General features: G+C 72.9%; 22 protein-coding genes and 1 pseudogene. 20 read left to right on the top strand and 3 right to left on the bottom strand.

The genetic code is table 11. The annotated features are described in order from the left end of the window. Position 1 precedes the first annotated feature (1 nt). A pseudogene (locus AV521_RS39960) lies at positions 2–124 on the top strand (response regulator transcription factor); the annotation flags it as partial. Positions 125–129: 5 nt separating this feature from the next. Here AV521_RS39960 and AV521_RS39955 read toward each other — a convergent pair. Next, positions 130–1,014, bottom strand: a complete 885-nt coding sequence (locus AV521_RS39955) for a CBS domain-containing protein (protein ID WP_076096041.1) — start codon at positions 1,012–1,014, stop codon at positions 130–132. A gap of 175 nt (positions 1,015–1,189) precedes the next feature. On the opposite strand from AV521_RS39955, the gene AV521_RS39950 reads away from it, so the two are divergent. From AV521_RS39950 to AV521_RS39910, 9 genes are read left to right on the top strand one after another with little or no spacing between them, the layout of a single operon-like run. Beyond that, the gene (locus AV521_RS39950; protein ID WP_256725883.1) at positions 1,190–1,627 is read left to right on the top strand and encodes a hypothetical protein; all 438 of its coding nucleotides are present in this window, start codon (positions 1,190–1,192) and stop codon (positions 1,625–1,627) included. After that, on the top strand, positions 1,624–2,547 hold the full coding sequence (locus AV521_RS39945) for a hypothetical protein (RefSeq protein WP_076096038.1): 924 nt from the start codon (positions 1,624–1,626) through the stop codon (positions 2,545–2,547). The genes AV521_RS39950 and AV521_RS39945 overlap by 4 nt, the downstream gene beginning before the upstream one ends. Then, positions 2,534–3,961 carry a V-type ATPase 116kDa subunit family protein gene (locus AV521_RS39940; protein WP_107481147.1) on the top strand — a complete coding sequence of 476 codons (1,428 nt, stop codon included), beginning with the start codon at positions 2,534–2,536 and terminating at the stop codon, positions 3,959–3,961. Before AV521_RS39945 ends, AV521_RS39940 begins: the two co-directional genes overlap by 14 nt. A gap of 4 nt (positions 3,962–3,965) precedes the next feature. Further along, a complete protein-coding gene (locus AV521_RS39935; RefSeq protein WP_076096034.1) occupies positions 3,966–4,379 on the top strand; it encodes an ATP synthase subunit C in 414 nt (137 codons plus the stop codon). Further along, the gene (locus AV521_RS39930) at positions 4,376–4,609 is read left to right on the top strand and encodes a V-type ATP synthase subunit F (RefSeq protein WP_076096031.1); all 234 of its coding nucleotides are present in this window, start codon (positions 4,376–4,378) and stop codon (positions 4,607–4,609) included. Before AV521_RS39935 ends, AV521_RS39930 begins: the two co-directional genes overlap by 4 nt. After that, the gene (locus AV521_RS39925) at positions 4,606–5,115 is read left to right on the top strand and encodes a hypothetical protein (RefSeq protein WP_076096029.1); all 510 of its coding nucleotides are present in this window, start codon (positions 4,606–4,608) and stop codon (positions 5,113–5,115) included. The genes AV521_RS39930 and AV521_RS39925 overlap by 4 nt, the downstream gene beginning before the upstream one ends. Then, on the top strand, positions 5,112–6,854 hold the full coding sequence (locus AV521_RS39920) for a V-type ATP synthase subunit A (RefSeq protein WP_256725882.1): 1,743 nt from the start codon (positions 5,112–5,114) through the stop codon (positions 6,852–6,854). The genes AV521_RS39925 and AV521_RS39920 overlap by 4 nt, the downstream gene beginning before the upstream one ends. Further along, positions 6,851–8,251, top strand: coding sequence for a V-type ATP synthase subunit B (locus AV521_RS39915; RefSeq protein ID WP_076096027.1), 1,401 nt, complete (start codon positions 6,851–6,853; stop codon positions 8,249–8,251). The genes AV521_RS39920 and AV521_RS39915 overlap by 4 nt, the downstream gene beginning before the upstream one ends. After that, positions 8,248–8,868 carry a V-type ATP synthase subunit D gene (locus AV521_RS39910; protein ID WP_076096024.1) on the top strand — a complete coding sequence of 207 codons (621 nt, stop codon included), beginning with the start codon at positions 8,248–8,250 and terminating at the stop codon, positions 8,866–8,868. The genes AV521_RS39915 and AV521_RS39910 overlap by 4 nt, the downstream gene beginning before the upstream one ends. Here AV521_RS39910 and AV521_RS53035 read toward each other — a convergent pair. After that, positions 8,784–9,215 (bottom strand): Hsp20/alpha crystallin family protein, encoded by a 432-nt coding sequence (locus tag AV521_RS53035; RefSeq protein ID WP_076096022.1) that lies wholly within the window; start codon positions 9,213–9,215, stop codon positions 8,784–8,786. The two genes, AV521_RS39910 and AV521_RS53035, sit on opposite strands and share 85 nt — an antisense overlap. Here AV521_RS53035 and AV521_RS39900 point away from each other — a divergent pair. From AV521_RS39900 to AV521_RS39880, 6 genes are all read left to right on the top strand, one after another. Next, on the top strand, positions 9,105–9,569 hold the full coding sequence (locus tag AV521_RS39900; RefSeq protein WP_305965217.1) for a hypothetical protein: 465 nt from the start codon (positions 9,105–9,107) through the stop codon (positions 9,567–9,569). The genes AV521_RS53035 and AV521_RS39900 overlap by 111 nt on opposite strands. Positions 9,570–9,800: 231 nt before the next feature. Then, on the top strand, positions 9,801–10,679 hold the full coding sequence (locus tag AV521_RS39895; RefSeq protein WP_076096018.1) for a universal stress protein: 879 nt from the start codon (positions 9,801–9,803) through the stop codon (positions 10,677–10,679). A 296-nt stretch (positions 10,680–10,975) separates the two neighbouring features. After that, the gene (locus AV521_RS39890) at positions 10,976–11,479 is read left to right on the top strand and encodes a hypothetical protein (protein WP_256725881.1); all 504 of its coding nucleotides are present in this window, start codon (positions 10,976–10,978) and stop codon (positions 11,477–11,479) included. Between the two features lie 119 nt (positions 11,480–11,598). Beyond that, positions 11,599–11,934 (top strand): cyclic nucleotide-binding/CBS domain-containing protein, encoded by a 336-nt coding sequence (locus AV521_RS39885; protein ID WP_256725880.1) that lies wholly within the window; start codon positions 11,599–11,601, stop codon positions 11,932–11,934. After that, the gene (locus tag AV521_RS53030; RefSeq protein ID WP_371917102.1) at positions 11,904–12,011 is read left to right on the top strand and encodes a hypothetical protein; all 108 of its coding nucleotides are present in this window, start codon (positions 11,904–11,906) and stop codon (positions 12,009–12,011) included. Before AV521_RS39885 ends, AV521_RS53030 begins: the two co-directional genes overlap by 31 nt. Positions 12,012–12,330: 319 nt before the next feature. Next, positions 12,331–15,951 (top strand): hydantoinase B/oxoprolinase family protein, encoded by a 3,621-nt coding sequence (locus tag AV521_RS39880; RefSeq protein ID WP_076096017.1) that lies wholly within the window; start codon positions 12,331–12,333, stop codon positions 15,949–15,951. A gap of 225 nt (positions 15,952–16,176) precedes the next feature. Here AV521_RS39880 and AV521_RS39875 read toward each other — a convergent pair whose 3' ends face one another. After that, positions 16,177–16,407 carry a hypothetical protein gene (locus tag AV521_RS39875; RefSeq protein ID WP_076096014.1) on the bottom strand — a complete coding sequence of 77 codons (231 nt, stop codon included), beginning with the start codon at positions 16,405–16,407 and terminating at the stop codon, positions 16,177–16,179. Positions 16,408–16,620: 213 nt separating this feature from the next. On the opposite strand from AV521_RS39875, the gene AV521_RS39870 reads away from it, so the two are divergent. The 4 genes from AV521_RS39870 to AV521_RS39855 all read left to right on the top strand — a co-directional run bounded on the left by AV521_RS39870 (position 16,621) and on the right by AV521_RS39855 (position 20,784). Next, entirely contained in the window at positions 16,621–16,971 is a 351-nt protein-coding gene (locus AV521_RS39870; protein ID WP_076096073.1) for a metalloregulator ArsR/SmtB family transcription factor, read from the top strand. 344 nt (positions 16,972–17,315) lie between these two features. Next, positions 17,316–17,798 carry an NADH-quinone oxidoreductase subunit B family protein gene (locus tag AV521_RS39865; RefSeq protein ID WP_076096012.1) on the top strand — a complete coding sequence of 161 codons (483 nt, stop codon included), beginning with the start codon at positions 17,316–17,318 and terminating at the stop codon, positions 17,796–17,798. After that, positions 17,795–19,828, top strand: a complete 2,034-nt coding sequence (locus AV521_RS39860; protein WP_076096010.1) for a proton-conducting transporter membrane subunit — start codon at positions 17,795–17,797, stop codon at positions 19,826–19,828. The genes AV521_RS39865 and AV521_RS39860 overlap by 4 nt, the downstream gene beginning before the upstream one ends. Beyond that, complete coding sequence (locus AV521_RS39855; protein ID WP_076096008.1) at positions 19,828–20,784, top strand: respiratory chain complex I subunit 1 family protein; 957 nt, start codon at positions 19,828–19,830, stop codon at positions 20,782–20,784. Before AV521_RS39860 ends, AV521_RS39855 begins: the two co-directional genes overlap by 1 nt. Positions 20,785–21,357 lie beyond the last annotated feature (573 nt).

Genomic DNA, 21,357 nt, shown 5'->3' with positions numbered 1-21,357 from the left:
GCTGTCAGCGGGGGAGATCGGCAAGAAGCCGTACCTGTCCGAGAGAACCGTCAAGAACCACATCTCGCGGCTGCTGTCCAAGCTCGGCGTCCAGCACCGGGTGCAGGCGGCGATTCTCGCCACTGAGTCTCAGGCCGCGGTGAGCAGGTTCTTGACCTCGGCCACGTCGGCGATCGCCTCGACCTCGGCCACGATCCGGGATCCGGTCGCCGACGGCACCCGACCCGCCAGCTCGACGATTCCGTCGTGCACGGTCACCTCGACGGCCTTGAAGTCCCCCGGGGTGCAGACGGCCCGGATGCTGTCCTCGACCTCCGCCTGTATGGCGGCATCGTCCCTGATGAGGGCCTGAAGCAGCGCATCGCGGCCCACGACGCCGACCAGCCGGTCCTGCCTGTCCGTGACCGGGATCCGCTTCAGCCGGGACAGTGCGGCGAGCCACGCGGCCTCGGCGACGGTCGCGCCCGGCAGCACCGTGATCGCGGGGCTGGTCATCAGATCGGCGGCCGTCTCGCCCTTGGCCTTGCCGGACAGGCGCCGCTCCCGCAGCCTGCCCACGCGCCCGGGGCGGTGGCCGGAGGCTTCGAACGCGACCTTCGCCAGCAGATCCGACTCCGAGACGACCCCCACCACCCGGTCCTCGACGTCCACGACCGGTAGGGCACCGACGTGCTCACGCGCGAGCAGCCGGGCGATCTCCCGGTAGGGCAGGTCGTCCCGCAGGGAGACCGCGGGCACGTCCATGACGTCCCGCACCAGCGGCATCCCGGCGGCGGGCGCCGGGCCGGCCCGCTGTGCGGACGGTGTGGCCTGCGGTGCTGGGCCGGAGGCACCGCTCTGCGGTGCCGGCTGCGGCTGCTCCTCGGCCCCCACGTGTTTCGCCGCGGCGGCGGCCACCGCGCCCAGATAGCGGACCAGCATCTCCTGCCGTCTGTCCTCGCCGGGGCTCCAGGGCCGGGAGGGCAGGCCCCGCCGGGCCTCGGTCCCCGCAGAGAAGTGCGTGTGCTCGTTCACGGCGGCCTCCGGACTCCCTCAGGTTGCCTACCGTTCCAGTCTTGCGCTCCACCGCCGTCCGCCTAGAGCCGAACGGCCCTGGTGGAACGGCGTGGCGGCCCTACCCGGTGCGGCCCGGGGCGAGGACGGTGACACTGAAGGAGCAGCCGACAGCCGACGGTCAGGAGGCCGGCCGATGAGCCTGCGGGACTTCCTGGAGCGGTTCCGTCCGACCGGTTCACCGGGCGCGGCCGTCACCGGCGTGCCCGTCGACCGGGCGGCGGAGCGCGCCGCCGAACTCGAACCCGCCCTCGCCCAGTTGACAGCCGTTCAACAGGAAGCTGCCCGCATCCGCGCCACGGCGGACGAGGCCGCCGAGACGATCCGGCGGGACGCCGCGCGGGAGGCGGAGAGCATCGTGGCGGCCGCCCGGGAACGGGCGCCGGAGGTACGACGCCAGGCCGCGGCACCCGTCCTGCGGGACGCGCTTCGGGAGGCGGACGCCGTTCGCGCTGCCGGTGACCGGGCCGCCGAGGCGGTCCGGGAGCGGGCCCGTGGGCGCATGCCCGAGCTGGTGGACGGCGCGGTGGCCGACGCCCTGCGCCTGGCGACCGGGGCGGGCGTGGCGCCATGAGTGCCGGATGGGTGGCCGGAACGGTCCGGGCGCGGGTCCTGGTCGACCGGTGTCCCGGTGCCGCCGGAGCGCGGGAGATCGCGTCCTGCGTGACCCTCGGAAGGGCGCTGCAACAGCTGGCCGGCACGCCGTACGCGAAGTACACCCGGGCAGCGGCCGGACTGCCCGAGGCTCAGCGGGCCGTGTCCGCGACGCTGCTGTGGCACGCGAGGGTGCTGGCGGGCTGGCTGCCGCCGGGCGGGGCCCGTCTGCTCGTTCCGCTGGTCTCGGGATTCGAGATCGCCAATGTGGCCGCCCGGCTGTCCGCACCGGACAGGGCGTACGCGCTCGAACCGTACCGGCTCGGGGCGCTGGAGACCGCTTGGCGACGGCTGGCAGAGGCCGGGACTCCGGCGGAACTGCGCGCCGCGCTCGCCGCCTCCCCCTGGGGAGATCCGGGTGACGACACGCCCTGGGCCCTGGTCACCGGCATGCGGATGGCCGCCGCACACCGCACCGCCGTCGCCGTACCGCAGGCGCGGAACTGGGCCGTCGGACGCGCGGCCCTGCTGACAGCGCGTGAACTGTACGTACACGGCCGCTCCCTGCTTGAGCCGGTGCGGCACGACGCGGCCCGGCTCCTCGGGACGCGTGCGCCGACCGCCCCCTCGTACCAGGAGTTCCGCGAGCACCTGCCGCCGCCGGCTCGGCGGCTGCTGACGGACGTCGCGGAGCCGGACGGGCTGTGGCGGGCGGAGGCTCGCTGGTGGCACACAGTCCTGGACGACGGCACCGCCATGCTGCGGGGCAGCCGGTACGGACCCCGGGTGGTCGTCGGCTCGGTCGCGGTGCTGTCCGTGGACGCCTGGCGGGTGCGCGCGGCCCTGGAGTCGGCGGCCCGGGGCGGGCGACTCGGGGAGGTGTTCGATGCCCTGGGCTGAGGGGTTGACACCGGTCCGGATGCGCCGGGTGGCGGTGGTCGTGCCGCAGGCGGCGCTGCGGGACGCGCTCGTGCGGATCGCCGAGGCGGGGTGTGTGGAGCTGGACCGCGTGGAGGAGGCGGTTCCCGGGCCTGCGGGCCTGCGGCTGCGCCGGGTGCAGGGGCGCGGCGGCGAGCCCGCCGGGCCGGAGAGCAGCGGTACGGTCCTCCTGGCGGTCACCGCACCCGACCTCGACCAGCTCGAAGAGCGGCGGCATATCGGCCTGCTGGCCGGCGAGGCCCAGCTGGAGGAGCGTGCAAAGGGCGCTGTACGGCGCGGGGAGGTGGCGGCGCTCGCCGGGTGGTGCCCGGCGGCCGCGATGCCGAGCGTCGCGGTGCGGGTGACAGCAGCGGGCGGAGCGCTGGTGCCGCTGCCGTCCCCGCGCGGCACCGATCCCCCGACGCTGCTGCGGCCCTCCGGACCGGTGTCGTTCACGCCGCTGGTGACGACGTACGGCACACCGCCGTACGCGGACCTCGACCCGTCCTGGCCGGCGGGCCTCACCTGGGTTGCGATGTTCGGGATCATGTTCGGTGACGTCGGCCACGGGGCCCTGTTGGTACTCGCTGCGCTGGCGCTGCGTCTCGGTCGGCCGCAGCGGCTTGCCCGGCTGCGTCGGCTGTGGCCGTTCCTCGCGGGCGCCGGTCTGGCCGCCATGCTCGCGGGTGCCGCCTACGGGGAGTTCTTCGGGCCGACGGGCCTGCTGCCGGTGCTGTGGCTGGCCCCGTTGGACAGCCCGGCCCGGCTGGTCGCCGCAGCGGTGGTCTTCGGCGCCGGGCTGCTGGCCCTCGCGCATGCCACGGGCGCCATCAACCGTCTGCGGGAGGGTGGTTGGGCATCGGCTCTGTATACGGCGTCCGGTTTCGCCGGGCTGTTGTTCTACCTGGGGCTCGCGCTTGCCGCAGCAGGCCTGATCCTGCACCTGCCGTCGCCTGCCGTGGGCGGGGCCGCGTGCGCGATCGCCGGGCTGGCGCTGGTGGGGTTCGGCCTGTTCCGGGCGACCGCGGGCGGTGGCGCGGGCCTGGCCGAGACGGCCGTACGGCTCTTCGACGTCGTCGTGCGCACGGGCGCCAACACCCTCTCCTTCGCCCGGCTCGCGGCCTTCGGTCTCACCCACGCCGCCCTCGCCGACGTGGTGTGGCGCGGTACCCAAGGCCTGGGCGGACACGGGGCGGCAGGGATGGTCAGCGCCGTGTTGCTGTTCGGCCTGGGGACCGCTCTCTCCTTCGGCCTGGAGGCCCTGGTGGCCGGTGTGCAGGCGCTGCGGCTGGAGTTCTACGAGCTCTTCTCCCGGCTCTTCGAGACGGAGGGCCGTCCGTTCCGTCCCTGGCACGTTCCGCCGGCGGAACCTGCCGACGCGCTCCTACGAAGGTGATCCCATGCTCACCTGGCTGATCGTCCTGCCGGTCCTCGTGGCGGTGCTCGCTGCCGTACGGCTGCTGCGTCGGCGCCGGACCAGACACGCGTTCCGCTGGCTGCTGCTGACGAACCTCGCCCTGCTGGCGGGCGCGGGCGTCGTCCTCGCCACGGCGCTCGCCGGCTCCGCGCAGGCCTCGGCCCAGGCCGCGGCTTCGGGCGGCGTCAACGGATCCGCCCTGATCGGGGCGGCCATCGCGGTGGCCGGGGCCTCCATCGGGGCCGCCATCGCGGTCGCCTACACGGGAGCCGCCGCCCTTGCCGCGCTGAGCGAACGCCCGGAGATGTTCGGCCGGGCGATCGTGATCGTCGGCCTGGCTGAGGGCATCGCCGTGTACGGGCTGGTGGTCGCCATCCTGCTGATCGGGAAGGCATGACGGTGGGCACTGTCGCCGCCATCGGCACGCGGACGAGCGTGAGCGGGCTGGCTCTGGCCGGGGTCGACGTCCTGGTCGCGGAGGATCCGGACGCCGTCCGGCGGGCCTGGCAGGACCTTCCCGGCGGTATCGGCCTGGTGATCCTGACGGCGTCGGCCGCCGAGGTCCTGGGAGCCGCGGTGACGGAGCCGGACCCGTCCCGGCCGCTGACGGTGGTGATGCCCGGATGACGGCACCGTCCGACGCTCTGGACCCCGTACGCGCCGAACTGCTGCGCGCGGCCCGGGCCGACGCCGACGCCGTCCTGGACCGGGCGCGGGCCGACGCGGACGAGACCCTGCGCCTCGCGCGCGGCACCGCGGAGCGGATACTCGCGAAGGCCCGGGACCTCGGCGCGGCGGACGGACACGCTGCGGCCGCCCGAGAACGGGTGCGCGCGGCCGAAGATGCCTGGGCCCGGGAACTCGCCGCCCGCGCCGAGGTGTACGCGGACCTCCGGGCCGAGGTGCGCGCCGGTGTGCGGCAAGCGCTGGCCGACGGTGCCGTCACGTCCGCCCGTTGCGCGGAGACAGCCCGAGCGCTGCTGGGCGCGGACGCGCGCATCACGGCCGTACCAGGCGGCGGAGTGACCGCCGACGTGCCCGGACGCCACCTCGACCTGTCCGCGGACACCCTCGCCGGCCGCGCCCTCACGCGGCTGGGCGTGCTGATCGAGAGCCTCTGGGACCGGCCGTGACTCTTCCCGAGGCCCCCGCCGCGTTCCCGCGCATCCTGCGGGTCGCCGGGCCGCTGGTGGAGATGGAGTGCCCTGCCACCGTGGCCATGCACGACCTCGTACTGCTCGGTGCCGACCGGCTGCCGGGCGAAGTGGTCGCCGTCCACGGCGACACAGCCACCGTCCAGGCCTACGAGTACACGGGCGGCCTGGCGCCGGGGCATCCGGTCGAGCCACAAGGCCGGCCGCTGTCGGTGCAGCTGGGCCCCGGGCTGCTCGGAGGTGTCTACGACGGCCTGCTGCGTCCGCTGTCGGGGGCCGGCGACCTGCTCCTGCCCGGCGGCCCGGACCGCGCGCCGGACATGCGCGCCTGGCCGTTCACACCACGCGTGACCCAGGGGGCGCGGGTGAGCGCCGGTGACGTCCTCGGCGAGATCGCGGCGCCGGTGCCCTTGCGGCTGCTCGTGCCGCCCGGCCGTTCCGGCGTCGTGGAAACGGTCGCGGAGGCGCGCAAGTACCCGGCCGGCACCGTGCTCGCCACCGTGGACGGGCACGAGGTACGCATGGCCCAGACCTGGCCGGTCCGCAGGCCTCGCCCGGTCGCCGAACGGCTCCCCGCCGGTCTGCCGCTGCACACCGGGCAGCGGGCCGTCGACCTGCTCTTCCCGGTGGCCAGGGGCAGCACGGTCGCCGTCCCCGGCGGCTTCGGCACGGGCAAGACCATGCTGCTCCAGCAGATCGCGAAGTGGTGCGACGCCGACGTCATCGTCTACGTCGGCTGCGGCGAACGCGGCAACGAAATGGCGGACGTCATCGAGGAGTTGGCGGAGCTGGCCGACCCACGCACCGGAGGGCGGCTGTCGGAGCGCACGGTGACGATCGCGAACACCTCCAACATGCCGATGATGGCCCGCGAGGCGAGCGTGCACACGGGGGCCACGGTCGCCGAGTACTTCCGTGACATGGGCCTCGACGTCGTCGTCATCGCCGACTCGACCTCCCGCTGGGCGGAGGCGCTGCGCGAGTTCGCCTCCCGTATGGGCGAACTGCCCGCCGAGGAAGGTTATCCCGCAGGGCTCGCCTCCGAACTGGCCGCGTTCTACGAGCGGGCCGCCGCCGTGCGCACCCTCGGCGGCGCGCCCGGATCCGTCACGGTGCTCGGGGCCGTGTCCCCTCCGGGCGGCGACCGCACCGAGCCGGTCACCGCGCACACCGAGCGGTTCGTGCGCTGCCTGTGGAGTCTGGACCGCGACCTCGCCTACGCCCGCCACTATCCGGCGGTCTCCTGGACAGACTCCTTCTCCCGGGACGCCGGCGCGGTGGCCGCCGCGTATGCGCGGGCGGGTGACCCGGACTGGGCGGGCAGGCGGGGACGCGTGGCGCGGCTGCTGGCCGAGGCGGACCGGCTGGCCGATCTCGTGGAACTGGTCGGCATCACTGCCCTGCCACCGCGCGAGCGGATCAGTGTGCTCGCCGGGCGGCTGCTGCGCGAGGCCGTGATCCAGCAGAGCGCCCTGTCGCCGACGGACGCCTACAGCACACCCGAGAAGACGGCGGCCCTGGTGGAGGCCACGCTCACGGTGATCGACCGCTGTCTGGACCTGGTGGACTCCGGTACGGGAGCGGACGCCGTCGAGGCGGTCGACTTCACCCCGCTGCTGCGGGCCCGCGAGAGCGCCGGCCCGGCCGAGACCGCTCCGGTGGCGGCGGCCCGCGACACCGTGCTGGAACGGCTGGCGAAGGCGGCGACGGCAGCGTGAGCGGGTTCGCGGACGTCGAGTACACAGGGGTGCGGGAACTACGCGGCCCGCTCGTGGTCGTGGAAGGCGTGCGCGGGGTCGGCTGGGACGAGTTCGCCACGATCGCCCTCGACTCGGGTGAACGACGCCATGGGCTGGTTCTGGAGGTGGACCGGGACCTCGCCGTGGTGCAGGTCCTGGAGGATACGGCCGGCATGGACCGCTCCGGCACCCGCATCGCCTTCTCGGGTACGCCGCTGCGGATCCCGGTCGGCGCCGGCTGGCTGGGCCGGGTGTGCGACGGGCGGGGCGAACCGGCCGACGGCGGGCCGCCGGTGCTGGGCGGGGCGGATGCGGCAGTGAGCGGCGCGCCGATCAACCCGGTGCGCCGGGAACCGCCGAACGAGCCGGTGCTGACCGGCGTGTCCGCCGTGGACGTGCTCACCACCCTGGTGCGCGGCCAGAAGCTGCCGGTTTTCTCAGCGGCGGGCCTGCCGCATCTGGAACTGGCGGTGCAGATCGCGGCCCAAGCGACCTGCGGGGGCGAGGCGTTCGCCGTCGTCTTCGCCGGGATGGGCCTCACCCACGCCGACGCGGCCTTCGTCCGCGGCGGGCTGGCGGAGCGCTCGGCGGCACGGGAACTGGTCCTGCTGCTCAACACCGCCGACGACCCGGTCATCGAGCGGCTGCTCACCCCGCGCATCGCGCTGACGGTCGCCGAGCACCTCGCGTTCACAGAGGGTCGGCACGTCCTGGTGGTGATGACGGACATGACGGCCTACTGCGAGGCACTGCGCGAGGTGTCCGCCGCACGCGGCGAGATCCCCGCCCGCCGCGCCTACCCCGGTTACCTGTACAGCGATCTCGCGTCCCTCTACGAGCGCTGCGGCAGGATCAGGGGCCGACCGGGTTCGGTGACCGTCCTTCCGTTCCTGACGATGCCGGCGGGTGACATCACCCACCCCGTCCCCGATCTCACCGGATACATCACGGAGGGGCAGATCGTGCTGTCCGCCGAGGTGTACGCCGCCGGGGCGTATCCGCCCGTCGACCCACTGGCCTCGCTGTCGCGCCTGATGCGCAAGGGAGCCGGGCCGGGCCGGACCCGCGCCGATCATCCGGACGTCGCCGCGCAGCTGGTCGCCGCGCTGGCCCGGTCCCGGCAGGTACGAGAGCTCGCCGACCTGATCGGACGTCCGGCGCTCAGTCCGACCGACCTGCGCCATCTCGACCTGGAGGACGCCTTCCGGGAGCGGTTCCTCGCCCAGGCCGTGGACGAGAACCGCTCACTCGACGATTCCTTGGACCGGGCCTGGGACGTATTGCTGACGCTGCCACGCAGTCAGCTCGGCATGCTCCCCGCCGACCTGCTCGACGCCCGTCAGGCCGGCGCGGCGGGGCCGGGTGAGGCACCATGAGCGGCCGCGGAAGCCGCGTCCCGGCAGGCCGGGCCGGGCGGCTGCGCCTGCGCCGCAGCCTTAAGACCGCGCTGCGCGGAGCGGATCTGCTGGAACGCAAGCTCCGGCTGCTGATGGACCGGGAGCGCGTGGCGCGCCGTACGGCGGAGGAGGCAGGCCGGATGTGGCGGGAGCGGCTCGTCGAGGCGGACGGCTGGCTGGTGCGCGGGGTGCTGCTCGGCGGCGAGGAGGCTCTGGCCGAGGCGGCCCCGGCGGACCGGGCCCGTATCGACATCGAGTGGGCCACGCTGATGGGCGTGCGGCATCCGGCGACCGTGTCCTGGACGGACCCCCTCCGCACACCCGATGAGCGGACGCCGCCGAACACCGCGCTGGCGCATGCCGAAGCTGCGTACCGCGCGGCGGTCCGCGCCGCACTGGATCACGCCGCCCACCAGGCGGCGGCGGAGTTGCTCGCCGCCGAGGCCGTACGCACCCGGCAGCGGGTCCGCGCCCTGCGCCGGCACTGGATCCCCCGGCTACGGGGGGAGCTTCAGGCGGTGGAACTGGCGCTGGAGGAGGGCGAGCACGAGGAGGCGGTCCGGCGCCGCTGGGCCGCTTCGCGCGGCGCCCGGTGACTGGGGCGGGAGATCGGCGGACGACGGCAGGCCCGCTCGGGGCCCGCCGCGGACGGAGACGTCCTCGTCAGCTGCCGTGCCGGATCCCGACGTGCCTGGCCTCCGCCTTCTCGGCGCCCAGACCCACGCTGACGGTCAGCATGCCGTCGGTGTGATCGGCTTTGACATACATCATCCGCGTCGGTGCCGGCGGGCAGAGTGACGCTGCGGCTCATCGAGCCGTACCGGATCTCGCTGTGGTTCTTGTCCACGTTCCGTTCGGAGCGCTCGGCCTGAACCGTCAGCACCCCGTCGCCGATCACGACGTCGATGTCCTCCGCGGCTATCCCCGAAAGCTCGGCGCGCATGACGTGGCGGTCGTCCTCCAAGCAGGTCTTCCGCCGTGCCGGACCCCCGGCGTCATCGCCCTGGCACGGGAGGACCTGCCGGACTCCGCGCAGCCGCTGCTGCGCACCGTCATGCGGGACGGGCGCCGGACCGGACCGCCGGACCACTGGCAGGACGCCCGCGAGCGATTCCGCGAGGATGTCGCCGCTCTGCCCGAACCGGCCCGGCGGATCGAGGACCCCGAGCCGGTCCCGCCGGTCCGGTCCCGGGCTCTGGACCACCTGACGGCCATGGTGCGCTCCGACACCGAAGCCCGGCTGCGCCGGAACGCCGCTGTTCTCGCCCCCTGCGCGCTCCCAGCCCGCACACCATGACCGGTCCAGGTGCCAGGGCCGACGGGTCCGCTGTGGGGACCAATGGCCCATGTCAGGCAGGCCTCAGCGGGGCCTTCCATGGAATTGGCGGCGGCGTTCGTCCGCGCCACCGCCGGGAGGAGGCGAGGGCGATGTCCGCTCCCGCACCATTTCAAGAGAACGACCGGGCCGTACCTGCTGCCGACCCTGACCTGGCTTGTGTTTCCGATGAGTTGACGGCTGGAGACGACCATGTCCCGGCCCGGTGACCGCCTCCCGATCGTGGTGGGCGTCGATCCCGATCCGTCCCGGCGGACGGCGCTGGCCTGGGCCGCTGACGAGGCCGCCCGCCGCCGGCTTCCGTTGCGTGCCGTCCACGCCGAGGGCGTTCCGACCAGGGGCTATCGGAGGCGCGAGGTGCCGCCGTCCTGGGAGGAGTGGAACGAGGCGCTGCACAGGACCGGGAAGCAGGTGCTGGAGGAGGCCGCGAGCTTCGTCACGGCCCGGCACCCGCAGCTAGAGGTGGACACCCTGCTTACGGAGGGCGACCCGGTGTGGGTGCTGCGCGAGCAGAGTCGCGACGCCACCGCCGTCGTCCTGGGATCACACCACCTGAGCCGGACCCGGGAGGTGTTCGGTTCCGCGTCGGTCGCCCTGCCGGTCATGGCTCACACGCGCTGCCCACTGGTGGTCGTGCCCGAGCCGGAACACATCACTCAGGACCCCGCGTACCTCGTGGTCGGCGTCGACGGCAGTGTGCACTCCGCCGCCGCCGTCGACGTGGCGTTCGAGGAGGCGGCCCTGCGCGGTGCCGCGCTGCGGGCCCTGTTCGTCTGGGAGCCCGGCCCGCTCAGGATCTTCGACGAGCACGCGCCGCAGCAGGAGGGCCGGCGGCTGCTCTCGGAGATCGTGGCGGGCCGTCGCGACCGCTTCCCCGAGGTGGACCTGCGCCATGAGCTGGTCGTCGGGCATCCCGTCCAGGTCCTCACCGAGGCCTCGGCGCATGCGCTGGGCCTGGTCGTCGGGACCCGGGGGCGCGGAGGTTTCACCGGCATGCTGCTGGGCTCGGTCAGCCAAGGTGTACTGCACCACGCCCGCTGCCCTGTCATCGCCGTCCCGTCCCCCGGGTGAGCCGCCGGACCGGCACGAAGGGAGGCCATCGTGACCGTACAACCCCCTGACGTGAGCACCGTCACGGCGCTCGTGGCGGACGCCNNGCCCTGCTCAACCTGCGCGCGGCCGCCGCGGCGGCGGGGCTGGCACCGGTCGTCCGGCTGCTGCCCGACCCGGCCTACCCGGAGTTCCTCGCCGAGCTGCATCTGTGCGGCACCGGAGCACCCGACGCGGCGCTCACCCGGCTGCGCCCCGCGATCCGCCGCCGGCACTCCAGCCGCGTGCCCTACCGCGACGAGGAAATCCCCGCCCTCGTGACCGAGCGACTGTACGAGGCGGCCCGCGCCGAGGGAGCACAGCTGCTGTTTCCGGGCGCCTGGCATGTGCGGTCGGTCCTGGACCTGGTACAGGACGCCGAGGGCAGGGAAGCGGTCGACCCGGGCATACGCGAGGAAACCGCGCGGTGGTCGCGTACCGAGCCGTCTGGCGCCGCCGGGGCGACCGACGGCATCCCCGCCGAGGCCTTCGGTCCTCGCCAGAGCGGTACCTCGGCGCCGGTGCGCGACTTCGCGGCCGGCCGCCCGGTGCCCGGGCGCGGCTGGGCCTCCTTCGAGAGGCACCCGAACATCGCCCTGTTGGGCACGACCTACGACCAGCCCGCGGACTGGCTGCGTGCGGGTCAGGCACTGGAGCGGGTCCTGCTCCAGGCCACCGCGGACGGACTGGTCACCTCGGTCACGTCCCAGCCGCTGGAGTGGCCGGAGTTTCGGTGGGCCGTCCGCGTCCCGTCTCGGCCATGGCACACGTCCAGATGGTGATCCGGCTCGGCTACGGCCCCGAGGGCCCCGCGAGCCCACGGAGATCGGTGGCCGACCTGCTCGACGTCCTCTGACACGGGCTCGAGCGCGGCCGGAATCCGACAGCGAGGAGCCGCCGCATGAAGGTCTCCGAGGTGATGACCGCTCCCCCGGTGTGCGTCGCACCGGACGTCTCCCTGGCCGAGGTGACCCGACGAATGACCGAGTACGCCGTCGGGTCCGTCCTCGTCGTCGAGGACGGAGCGCCGTACGGCATCGTCACCGACCGCGACCTCGCCGTACGCGGGATGGGCGGCGGCCTGGACGCGGAGGCCGCCCGGGTGGACACCGTCATGTCACCGCGGACGGTCACGGTGGAAGCCGGCGACGACTTCCAGGTGGCTACGAGACGTTCCGTCGCACCGGAGTCCGCCGGCTTCCGGTTCTGGAGGGAGACCGGGTGGTGGGGGTACTGACGATCGACGACCTGCTCCTCGACGTCTTCCGACGGCTGGCCGACCTGCTGGGGCCGGTCGCCTGCAGCCTCCTGTAGGAGCCCCCAGGGCCGCCTGCGGAGGCGGGAACCGCGCGCCTCCGGCGGCGTGCCACGGCGGTCGTCGGGCGGGGTGGCATCGTGCATGTCGACCGATCCGGTGGGCGGCAAACCCCGCCGTCGACGCCCTCGTTCACATCCTGTCCCCCGTCACCGGGCCTCCCACACGTCCAGGGCACCTCATCCACCTGGTGTGTCCTCGGAGGACGTCCCCACGGCACTCGCTATTGTCCGGCGTTCTCGCTCCGCCTCGCTGCTTGTCGGGAAACAGCGACCCGCACCTGCCGACCGATCACCGGCAACCGCGCACAATGGGTGCATGACGGGTCGCTGGCAGTTCTGGATCGACCGTGGTGGCACTTTCACCGACGTGGTGGCGGTGTCGCCGGATTCCGAGGTGGTCAGCCGCAAGCTGCTGTCGGAGCGGCCGGAGGCGTACCGGGACGCGGCCGTCGCCGGGATCCGGCTGGTGCTGGGCCTGGAGACGGACGAGCCCATTCCGGCCGACCGGATCGAGGTGGTGAAGATGGGCACCACCGTCGCCACCAACGCGCTGCTGACGCATACCGGCGAGCCGACCGTGCTCGTCATCACCCGGGGTTTCCGGGACGCCCTGCGTATCGCGTACCAGAACCGTCCGCGCATCTTCGACCGCCGCATCCTGGTCCCGGAGGCCCTGTACGACCGGGTGGTCGAGGTGGAGGAGCGGGTGGGTGCGCGCGGCGAGCCCGTCCGCCCGCTTGACCTGGATGCCGCGCGCGAGGCGCTGGCGGCGGCGTACGCTGACGGGTTGCGCAGCGCCGCAGTCGTCTTCCTGCACGGCTACCGTTACGCCGATCACGAGGCCGCCGTTGCCGAAGCGGCCCGCGCGATCGGTTATCGGCAGGTCAGCTCCTCGCACGAGGTGAGCCCTCTGATCAAGCTGGTGCCGCGGGGCGACACGACCGTGGTCGACGCCTACCTCTCGCCCATCCTGCGGCGCTATGTCGACCAGGTGGCGAGCGAACTGAACGGCGTACGGCTGATGTTCATGCAGTCCGGGGGCGGCCTGCGCGAGGCCGGCCACTTCAGGGGCAAGGACGCCGTGCTCTCCGGCCCTGCGGGCGGCGTCGTCGGTATGGCCCAAGCCGCCAGGCTCGCCGGCCACACCAAGGCGATCGGCTTCGACATGGGTGGCACCTCGACCGATGTCTCCCATTACGCGGGAGAGATCGAACGGGTCCTGGGCACCCAGGTGGCCGGGGTGCGGATGCGGGCGCCGATGACCGACATCCACACCGTCGCCGCGGGCGGCGGATCTATCCTGCACTTCGACGGGATGCGCTACCGCGTCGGCCCGGACTCTGCCGGCGCAGACCCCGGCCCGGTCTGCTACCGGCGCGGTGGGCCACCGACCGTCACCGACGCCAATGTCATGCTCGGCCGCATCCAACCCGCCTTCTTCCCCCGGGTGTTCGGCAAGGACGGCGACCAGCCGCTGGACGAGGCCGCGGTGCGTGCCCGCTTCACCGAGTTCGCCGAGCAGACCGCCGCCGCCACCGGAGGGCATCGTGGCCCGGAGGAGGTCGCGGCGGGCTTCCTGGACATCGCCGTACTCAACATCGCGAACGCGGTGAAGAAGATCTCCGTCCAGCGCGGCCGCGACATCACCCGCTACGCACTGGTCGCCTTCGGCGGCGCGGGCGGCCAGCACGCCTGCGCGGTCGCCGACCGGCTCGGCATCGACACCGTCCTGATCCCGCCGCTCGCCGGGGTGCTCTCCGCGTACGGCATCGGGATGGCGGACGCGATCGCGCTGCGCGAACGGTCCATCGAGGCCGCCCTCGACCGGCCGGAGACGGCGGCCCGCGTCGAGGCCGTCCGCACCGAGCTGGAAGAACGGGCACGTACCCAGCTGCGCGAGGACGGCGTGCCGGACGCCACCGTCCGCACGGCCGCCCGCGCCCTGCTGCGCTACGAGGGCACCGACTTCTCGCTGCCCGTGCCGCTGGGCCCGGCCGAGGACATGCGAGCCGCCTTCGCACGCGACCACCGCGACCGGTACGGCTTCACCATGAGCAAGCCGCTGGTCGTGGAGGCCCTCGCGGTCGAGGCCACCGGTTCCTCCGGTCCGCGCACCACCACGACGACCGTGCTGCCGCGGCGGGCCGGAACGCTGCGACCCGCCGCCACCGTGCGGATGTTCACCGAAGGCCGCTGGCAGCCCACGCGGCTGTACCGGCGCGAGGACATCCTCTCCGGGGACGCGGTCGAGGGCCCGGCGATCATCGCCGAGGCGGACGGGACCACTGTCGTCGACCCCGGTTGGCGCGCCGCAGGCGACGAGCACGGCGACCTCGTCCTCACCCGCTCCCGGCCCCGCCCGTCCCGTACGGCGGTCGGCACCACCGTCGACCCCGTGATGCTGGAGGTCTTCAACAACCTCTTCATGTCCGTGGCAGAGCAGATGGGCGTACGGCTGGAGAGCACCGCCCACTCGGTCAACATCAAGGAACGCCTCGACTTCTCCTGCGCGCTGTTCGACCCGGACGGCAATCTCATCGCCAACGCGCCTCACATCCCCGTGCACCTCGGCTCGATGGGCGAATCCATCAAGGAGGTCCTGCGTCGCAACGAGGGCTCGCTCCGGCCCGGCGACGTCTACGCCATCAACGACCCGTACCACGGCGGCACCCATCTGCCCGACATCACCGTCGTCACCCCGGTCTTCGACGAGGCGGACGAGCGGCTGCTCTTCCTGGTCGCCTCGCGCGGACACCACGCCGAGATCGGCGGCATCAGCCCCGGATCCATGCCCGCGTTCAGCACCACCATCGACGAGGAGGGCGTGCTCTTCGACAACTGGCTCCTGGTGCGCGAGGGTCACTTCCGCGAGGACGAGACCCGCCACCTGCTGACCAGCGCCCGCTACCCCTCGCGGGACCCGGACACCAATCTCGCCGACCTGCGCGCGCAGATCGCCGCCAACGAGAAGGGCATCCGCGAACTGCGCCGTGTCATCGAGCAGTTCGGCCTCGACGTCGTCCACGCCTACATGCGGCACGTCCAGGACAACGCCGAGGAATGCGTACGCCGTATCGTCGCCACCCTCGACGACGGGCAACACCGCTACGAGACCGACAACGGCTCCGTCATCCAGGCCGCCCTGCACGTCGACCGCGAACGGCGCGGCGCCGTCCTGGACTTCACCGGCACCTCACCTCAGCAGCCCGGCAATCTGAACGCGCCGACGTCCGTGGTCATGGCGGCCGTGCTGTATGTGTTCCGCACCCTGGTCGCCGACAACATCCCGCTCAACAGCGGCTGCCTGAAACCCCTCGACGTGCGCGTGCCCGCCGGCTCCATGCTCTCCCCCGCCTATCCGGCCGCCACCGTCGCCGGAAACGTGGAGACCTCCCAGGCCGTCACCGGTGCCCTGTACGCCGTCCTGGGTGCCCAGGCCGAGGGCTCCGGCACGATGAACAACGTCTCCTTCGGCAACGACCGCGTCCAGTACTACGAGACCGTCGCCTCCGGATCCGGTGCGGGCGAGGAGTTCGACGGGGCGGACGCCGTGCAGACCCACATGACCAACTCCCGCCTCACCGACCCCGAGATCCTGGAGTGGCGCTACCCGGTGCGCGTAGAGGAGTTCCGCATCCGCGAGGGCAGCGGCGGAGCGGGCCACCGGCACGGCGGGTGCGGTGTGGAGCGCCGGATCCGGTTCGCCGAGCCGATGACGGTCGCGGTCGTCTCCAGCCACCGCCACGTGGCGCCCTACGGCATGGCCGGCGGCGAACCCGGCGCCCTCGGCGAGAACCTGATCGAACACGCCGACGGCCGCACCCAGCAACTGCGCGGCTGCGACACCGCGGACGTCACCGAGGGCGACGTACTGGTGATCCGTACCCCTGGTGGAGGCGGGTACGGGCCCGCAGGTGGCATGCGGTCCGCCGGCTGACATGCTGTACGACGGGTCGTTCCCACACCCCGCAGCGACAGCAGGAAGCCGGGTGCGCGGCACAGGGCAGGGATACCGGGCCACCGCAGCCGCCGTCGATCACCTGCCCTTGATCCCGCCACGGCCGGCAACGCCTTGCCGCCCACGGCCGAGGGCCGTGGGCTCCGGCAGAGGGTCAGCAGGAGCTGAAGTCGAGCGTGGTCAAGAAGGCCTGACCCGGCTCTCTCACCGGGCCGGTGGCACGGCCGGCGAGCCCCAGTCAGAGCCCTGTGCGGGCCGGTCGCTGTCCGCAGCCGCCTGAAAGGCACGGCCGCCGAAGGACAGCCTGAGCATGCGGACGTCGCCGCAGCGCGGACAGTTTCCGTCCGGGCCGACGGCGGCGGGGCGGCATTTCAGACGGCAGGCGGGGCACTTGAGCCAGACGACTCCGCTGCCGTGCAACGGGGTGATTCTCATACATGCCTCCCTCACCGGGGCTATGGACTTGCTAATGTTAGCAATTACTGAGGTCGTCACCGCCGAATATGGGTGACCTGACTCCTCGATGGGCAGTTCGGTTCTGCCGGTGCCACAGGCGAGGATGGGTCGCATGTTCTTGATGAGTGGGTGGATGCGATGCCGAGTGGTCCGGCCGGTCAGGCCGTGCCGTGCTGGGGAGAGGACGGCACGGTGAGTACACCGCTGTACCAGCTGAAGGCCGAGTTCTTCAAAACGCTCGGCCACCCGGCCCGCATCCGCGTCCTGGAGCTGCTGAGCGAGCGCGAGCACGCGGTCGCGGAGATGCTGCCCCAGGTGGGCATCGAGCCCGCACACCTCTCCCAGCAACTGGCCGTGCTGCGGCGGGCGAACCTGGTGCGCACCCGCAAGGAGGGGTCGAACGTGTACTACTCACTGGCCAGCCCCGAGGTCGCGGAACTGCTGCGGGTGGCCCGCTCGATCCTCTCCGGCGTACTGGCAGGGCAGGCAGAACTGCTCGCCGACCTGAAAGCGGCTCAGTCGGAAGGAAAACCGCCGTCGTAACGACGGCCCATAGGACGGCGATCGTCTCCCGGGAGTTGGACAGCCTCGCGGAACCGGGAGACGGTCGCCTCGTGGCTCCCTCTCCGGTCGGCCGTGCGGGCGGCCGTGCCGGAGGGGAAGCCGCCGTACACCAGGCCATCGGACGGCGATCGTCCCCCGGGAGGCGGTCCGAGGAGACGATCGCCCCACCTCTTCTGATTCCGACCCTACGGAGCCGCTCGGCCAGGCCCGAGGAGCAAAGTCTCCTCGAAGTATGCAAAACGTAGGAAAAGCGTCGTAACTCCAACCGCTGGTTGCCTTGTTGATGATCTGCTGAAGTCCTCGCCACCAACCGGGAGAGGTTCATGGGCTTGTTGCGCAAGATCCGGACCACGGGGTGGGTCGCCGAACCCACGCCGCCACGCCCGGAGGGTGAAGTACCCGACAAGGCCGGGCAGTTGGGCGGCTCGGTGCAGGTGCGGTGTGTGGACGCGGGGTCGTGCAACGGCTGTGAGATCGAGATCGCTGCCGCGTTCAACCCGGTGTACGACGCCGAGCGGTACGGGGCGCGGCTTGTGGCCTCGCCCCGGCACGCTGATATGGCGCTGGTGACCGGGCCGGTGACCCGGAACATGGCCGAGCCGCTGCGCCGCACCGTCGCCGCGATGGCCGAGCCGCGCCTGGTGGTGGCGGTCGGGGACTGCGCGATCGGCTGCGGGGAGTTCGCCGGCGGGTACGGCGTCGAGGGCGCGGTCTGCGAGGTCGTACCGGTGGATCTGACGGTGCCGGGGTGTCCGCCGGAGCCGGAGGCGATCGTGGCGGCGCTCAGGACAGTGACCGGACGGTGAGCGTGATTCCGGCCGCCCTCGCGACGGCCACCGGACTGGGCGGCGCGGGCGCGCTGGCAGGGATCGGGCTGCCGTACCGCGCGCGCATCCCGGTCGTCGGGGTCCTGACGGCCGGTGTGGGGGTGGCGGGTGTCGCTGCGGGGGTGGCCGCACTGGGCGGAGGCCGCTGGGAGGCCGTCTACGCGGGCCTGTTGCCATTGGCCGGGGCGCACGCTGCGGTGGATGCGCTGGCGGGTCTGTTCATGGCGGTGGCGGGGGCGGTCGTGGCCGCGGTCGCGGTGTACGGCGTCGGGTACGCGGCCGGGCACGGCGCGCGGGGACTCGGCTCGCGGACGGCGCAGGCGGTGCTGCCGCTGTTCGCGCTCAGCTTGCTGCTGGTACCGGTGGCGGCGTCGGTGTCCACGTTCCTGGTGCTGTGGGAACTGATGGCGCTCGGGTCGCTGTTGTTGGTGCTCGCCGAGCACCGGGAGCGGCCCTCGGTGCGGCAGGCCGGTGTCTGGTACGCGGTGATGACGCACCTCGGGCTGGTGCTGCTGCTGACCGGGCTCGCGCTGTTCGCCGCGCAGTCCGGAGGCGAGACCTTCGCCGCACTTCGGGCGGGCGCACACGACCTCTCGGCGACCGTGCGCGGACTCGTCTTCGTACTCGTGGCGCTGGCGTTCACCTCGAAGGCGGGCGCGGTGCCGCTGCACGCCTGGCTGCCCCGGGCGCATCCCGAGGCCCCCAGCCCCGTCTCGGCGCTGATGAGCGCCGCGATGGTCAACCTTGGCATCTACGGCCTCGTCCGCGTGGGGCTCGACCTGCTCGGCGGTGGCCAGGCGTGGTGGTGGCTCGGCCTGCTGGCGGTCGGCGGCGCCAGCTCCGTCTACGGCATCCTGCAGGCGGCGATGGCCTCCGACCTGAAGCGGCTGCTGGCGTATTCGACGAGCGAGAACATGGGTCTGGTCCTCCTCGGCGTCGGCGCGTGCGGGCTCTTCGCCTCCCATGGCGACCGGCCGCTGGCCGCGCTGGCGCTGGCGGCGGCGCTGCTGCATGTGGTCAACCACGCCGCGTTCAAGGCCCTGTTGTTCTGCGCGGCCGGGTCGGTCCTGCGCTCCACCGGCCTGCGTGATCTGGACCGGCTCGGCGGGCTGCGCTCCCGGATGCCCGCCACCGCCGCCTTCTTCGCACTGGCCGCGCTCGGCGCGGTGGCCCTGCCGCCCGGTAACGGTTTCATCAGCGAGTGGCTACTACTACAGGCCCTCATCCACGGGCTGCAGGTGCCGGGTGTCGCGGTGGCTGTCGTGCTGCCCTTGTCGGTCGCGCTGATCGCGCTGTCGGCCGGCATCGCCGCGGCCGTGTTCGTCAAGGCACTCGGTGTCGGCTTCTTCGCCCGGCCGCGTGACGAACGGGCCGCGTCGGCGCGCGAGGCTCCGCCGCTGATGCTCGCGGGGATGGCCCTGCTCTCCGCAGGGACCGTGGCGCTCGCGGTGGTGCCGGGGTTGCTGGGCGGCAGTCTCGACCGGGCCGTCGGCGCGGTCGGACTGCCGGGCAGCGGGGCACTCACCAACAGCGGGTCGAAGGTGGAACTCGCCGATATCTCCGCCCAGTTGTCGCCGCTGTGGGTGGTGGCCGCCCTCACCGTCGCACTCCTGGTCGCGGTCGGTCTGCCCCGGCTCTACGGCCGCCGCCGACGCCGGACGGGCGCCCGGCTGTGGGACTGCGGAGGCGGCGCCCCGACGCCCCGCATGGCCTACACGGCCACCTCGTTCGCCGAACCCCTGCAACGCGTCTTCGACGACGTTCTCGCCCCTGAGCAGGATGTGAACGTCACCCCGGTGCGGGAGTCGGCCTACCTGGTGGAACGCGTGCGCTTCCAGCACCGGGTGCCCGACCGGATCGAACACCGCCTGTACGAGCCCGTTCTGCGCGGACTGGCCGCTGCCGGGCAGGGAGCACGCCGTCTGGCGGGCGGCAGCGTCCACCTGTATCTCGGCTACGGCTTCGCCGGACTGATCGTCCTGCTGTTGGCACTGGCGGTGGGCTGGTGATGAACACAATCGGGTACGTGGCCGTCACCGGACAGGTCCTGGTGGTCGGAGTCGGGGCGCCGCTGCTGACCGGGTGGATGCGGCAGGTGCGGGCCCGGCTGGAGGGCCGGGCCGGTGCCGGAGTGCTCCAACCCTGGCGGGATACACGCAAACTGCTCCGCAAAGAGCCCATCACGCCCGTGGGGACCGGGCCCGCCTTCCGGGCCGCCCCCGCCCTGCTGGTCGCCACCACCGTCGTGGCCGCCGCACTGGTGCCGCTGCTGTCCACCGACACCCCGGTCAGCTCGCACGCGGATCTGATCGTGGTCGTCGCGCTCATCGCGCTCGGCACTCTGGCGCTCGCCCTGGCGGGCCTGGACACGGGCACGGCGTTCGGCGGGATGGGCGCCTCGCGTGAGATGACGGTCGCCTCCCTGGTGGAGCCGACCCTGTTGCTGTCGGTGTTCGCGCTGTCGATACCAGCCGGGACGACCAACGTCCCGGCGATCGTCTCCGGCGCCATCCACCAGCCGGCCCGCCTCGCCTCCCCCGCCGGGCTGCTGGCCGTGGCCGCGCTCGCGGTGGCGGTACTCGCCGAGACGGGCCGGATCCCGGTGGACAATCCCTCCACCCACCTCGAACTGACCATGATTCACGAAGCGATGGTGCTGGAGTACGCCGGGCCCGACCTCGCACTGGTCGAGCTCGGTGCGCAGATGCGCCTGACGCTGCTGCTCGGGCTCCTGTCCTCGCTGTTCGTGCCCTGGGGCATCGCCACCAGCCTCTCCTGGGCCGCCCTGCTGGTGGCGCTGGTGCTGTTCACGGTGAAAGTGGCACTCCTGGGGGCGGCACTCGCCGCAGCCGAGGTGTTCTGGGCGAAGGTGCGCCTGTTCCGCGTGCCGGAGCTCCTTGCCGGTTCCTTCCTGCTCGCGCTGCTCGCGGTGACCGCCTCCTACTTCCTGAACGGAGCATCATGAGCGGCGACCTGTACACCCAGTTCCTCGACCTCGCCTGCGGGGCGTTCCTGCTGGCGGCCGTGCTCGCACTGTGGCAGCGCGAACTCGCCGCGATCGTAAGGGTCTTCGCCGTCCAAGGCGTGGCCTTGGCCGCCATCGCCGTGCTGCTCGGCGCACACGAGGAACGGTGGGACCTGACCGCCGTGGGTCTGGGTGTGGGGGTGCTGAGGGCGGGAGTGCTGCCGTATCTGATGCGGCGCGCGCTCGCCGTGCTGGCCGCCGACCGTGGCAGCGAGGAGGTCCGCGAGACCCAGCCGCTGGTCAACGTCGCCGCCTCGCTGCTGACCGCCGCCCTGCTCACGCTGCTCGCCTACACGGTCGCCCGGCCCCTGACCGAGTTGCACCCCACGCCGGCCACTCGCGCTCTGCCGGTGGGTCTCGCCGTCGTCCTGATCGGGTTCTTCGTGCTGGTGACCCGCAGACGGGCGCTGGCCCAGGTGGTCGGCTTCCTGCTGCNNTGCGGGAGGCGTTCGGTACGACCGACATCGACGACCTGCGGGAGTTGCACGACTGATGCCGTATCCGTCAGGAGGC

The organism is Streptomyces sp. IMTB 2501 (assembly GCF_001953885.1).
Taxonomy (GTDB): Bacteria; Actinomycetota; Actinomycetes; order Streptomycetales; family Streptomycetaceae; genus Streptomyces.
The sequence above is the reverse complement of the archived record's forward strand: the minus strand, read 5'-3'. Positions and strand labels throughout refer to the sequence as shown.

Coding starts and splice junctions, on each gene's coding strand:
- AV521_RS53035 (WP_076096022.1), bottom strand. CDS start 9,215: ATGCGCGCCGAGCTTTCGGGGATAGCCGCGGAGGACATCGACGTCGTG.
- AV521_RS39940 (WP_107481147.1), top strand. CDS start 2,534: ATGCCCTGGGCTGAGGGGTTGACACCGGTCCGGATGCGCCGGGTGGCG.
- AV521_RS39895 (WP_076096018.1), top strand. CDS start 9,801: ATGTCCCGGCCCGGTGACCGCCTCCCGATCGTGGTGGGCGTCGATCCC.
- AV521_RS39855 (WP_076096008.1), top strand. CDS start 19,828: ATGAACACAATCGGGTACGTGGCCGTCACCGGACAGGTCCTGGTGGTC.
- AV521_RS39930 (WP_076096031.1), top strand. CDS start 4,376: ATGACGGTGGGCACTGTCGCCGCCATCGGCACGCGGACGAGCGTGAGC.
- AV521_RS39865 (WP_076096012.1), top strand. CDS start 17,316: ATGGGCTTGTTGCGCAAGATCCGGACCACGGGGTGGGTCGCCGAACCC.
- AV521_RS39910 (WP_076096024.1), top strand. CDS start 8,248: ATGAGCGGCCGCGGAAGCCGCGTCCCGGCAGGCCGGGCCGGGCGGCTG.
- AV521_RS39880 (WP_076096017.1), top strand. CDS start 12,331: ATGACGGGTCGCTGGCAGTTCTGGATCGACCGTGGTGGCACTTTCACC.
- AV521_RS39875 (WP_076096014.1), bottom strand. CDS start 16,407: ATGAGAATCACCCCGTTGCACGGCAGCGGAGTCGTCTGGCTCAAGTGC.
- AV521_RS39935 (WP_076096034.1), top strand. CDS start 3,966: ATGCTCACCTGGCTGATCGTCCTGCCGGTCCTCGTGGCGGTGCTCGCT.
- AV521_RS39945 (WP_076096038.1), top strand. CDS start 1,624: ATGAGTGCCGGATGGGTGGCCGGAACGGTCCGGGCGCGGGTCCTGGTC.
- AV521_RS39925 (WP_076096029.1), top strand. CDS start 4,606: ATGACGGCACCGTCCGACGCTCTGGACCCCGTACGCGCCGAACTGCTG.
- AV521_RS39950 (WP_256725883.1), top strand. CDS start 1,190: ATGAGCCTGCGGGACTTCCTGGAGCGGTTCCGTCCGACCGGTTCACCG.
- AV521_RS39885 (WP_256725880.1), top strand. CDS start 11,599: ATGAAGGTCTCCGAGGTGATGACCGCTCCCCCGGTGTGCGTCGCACCG.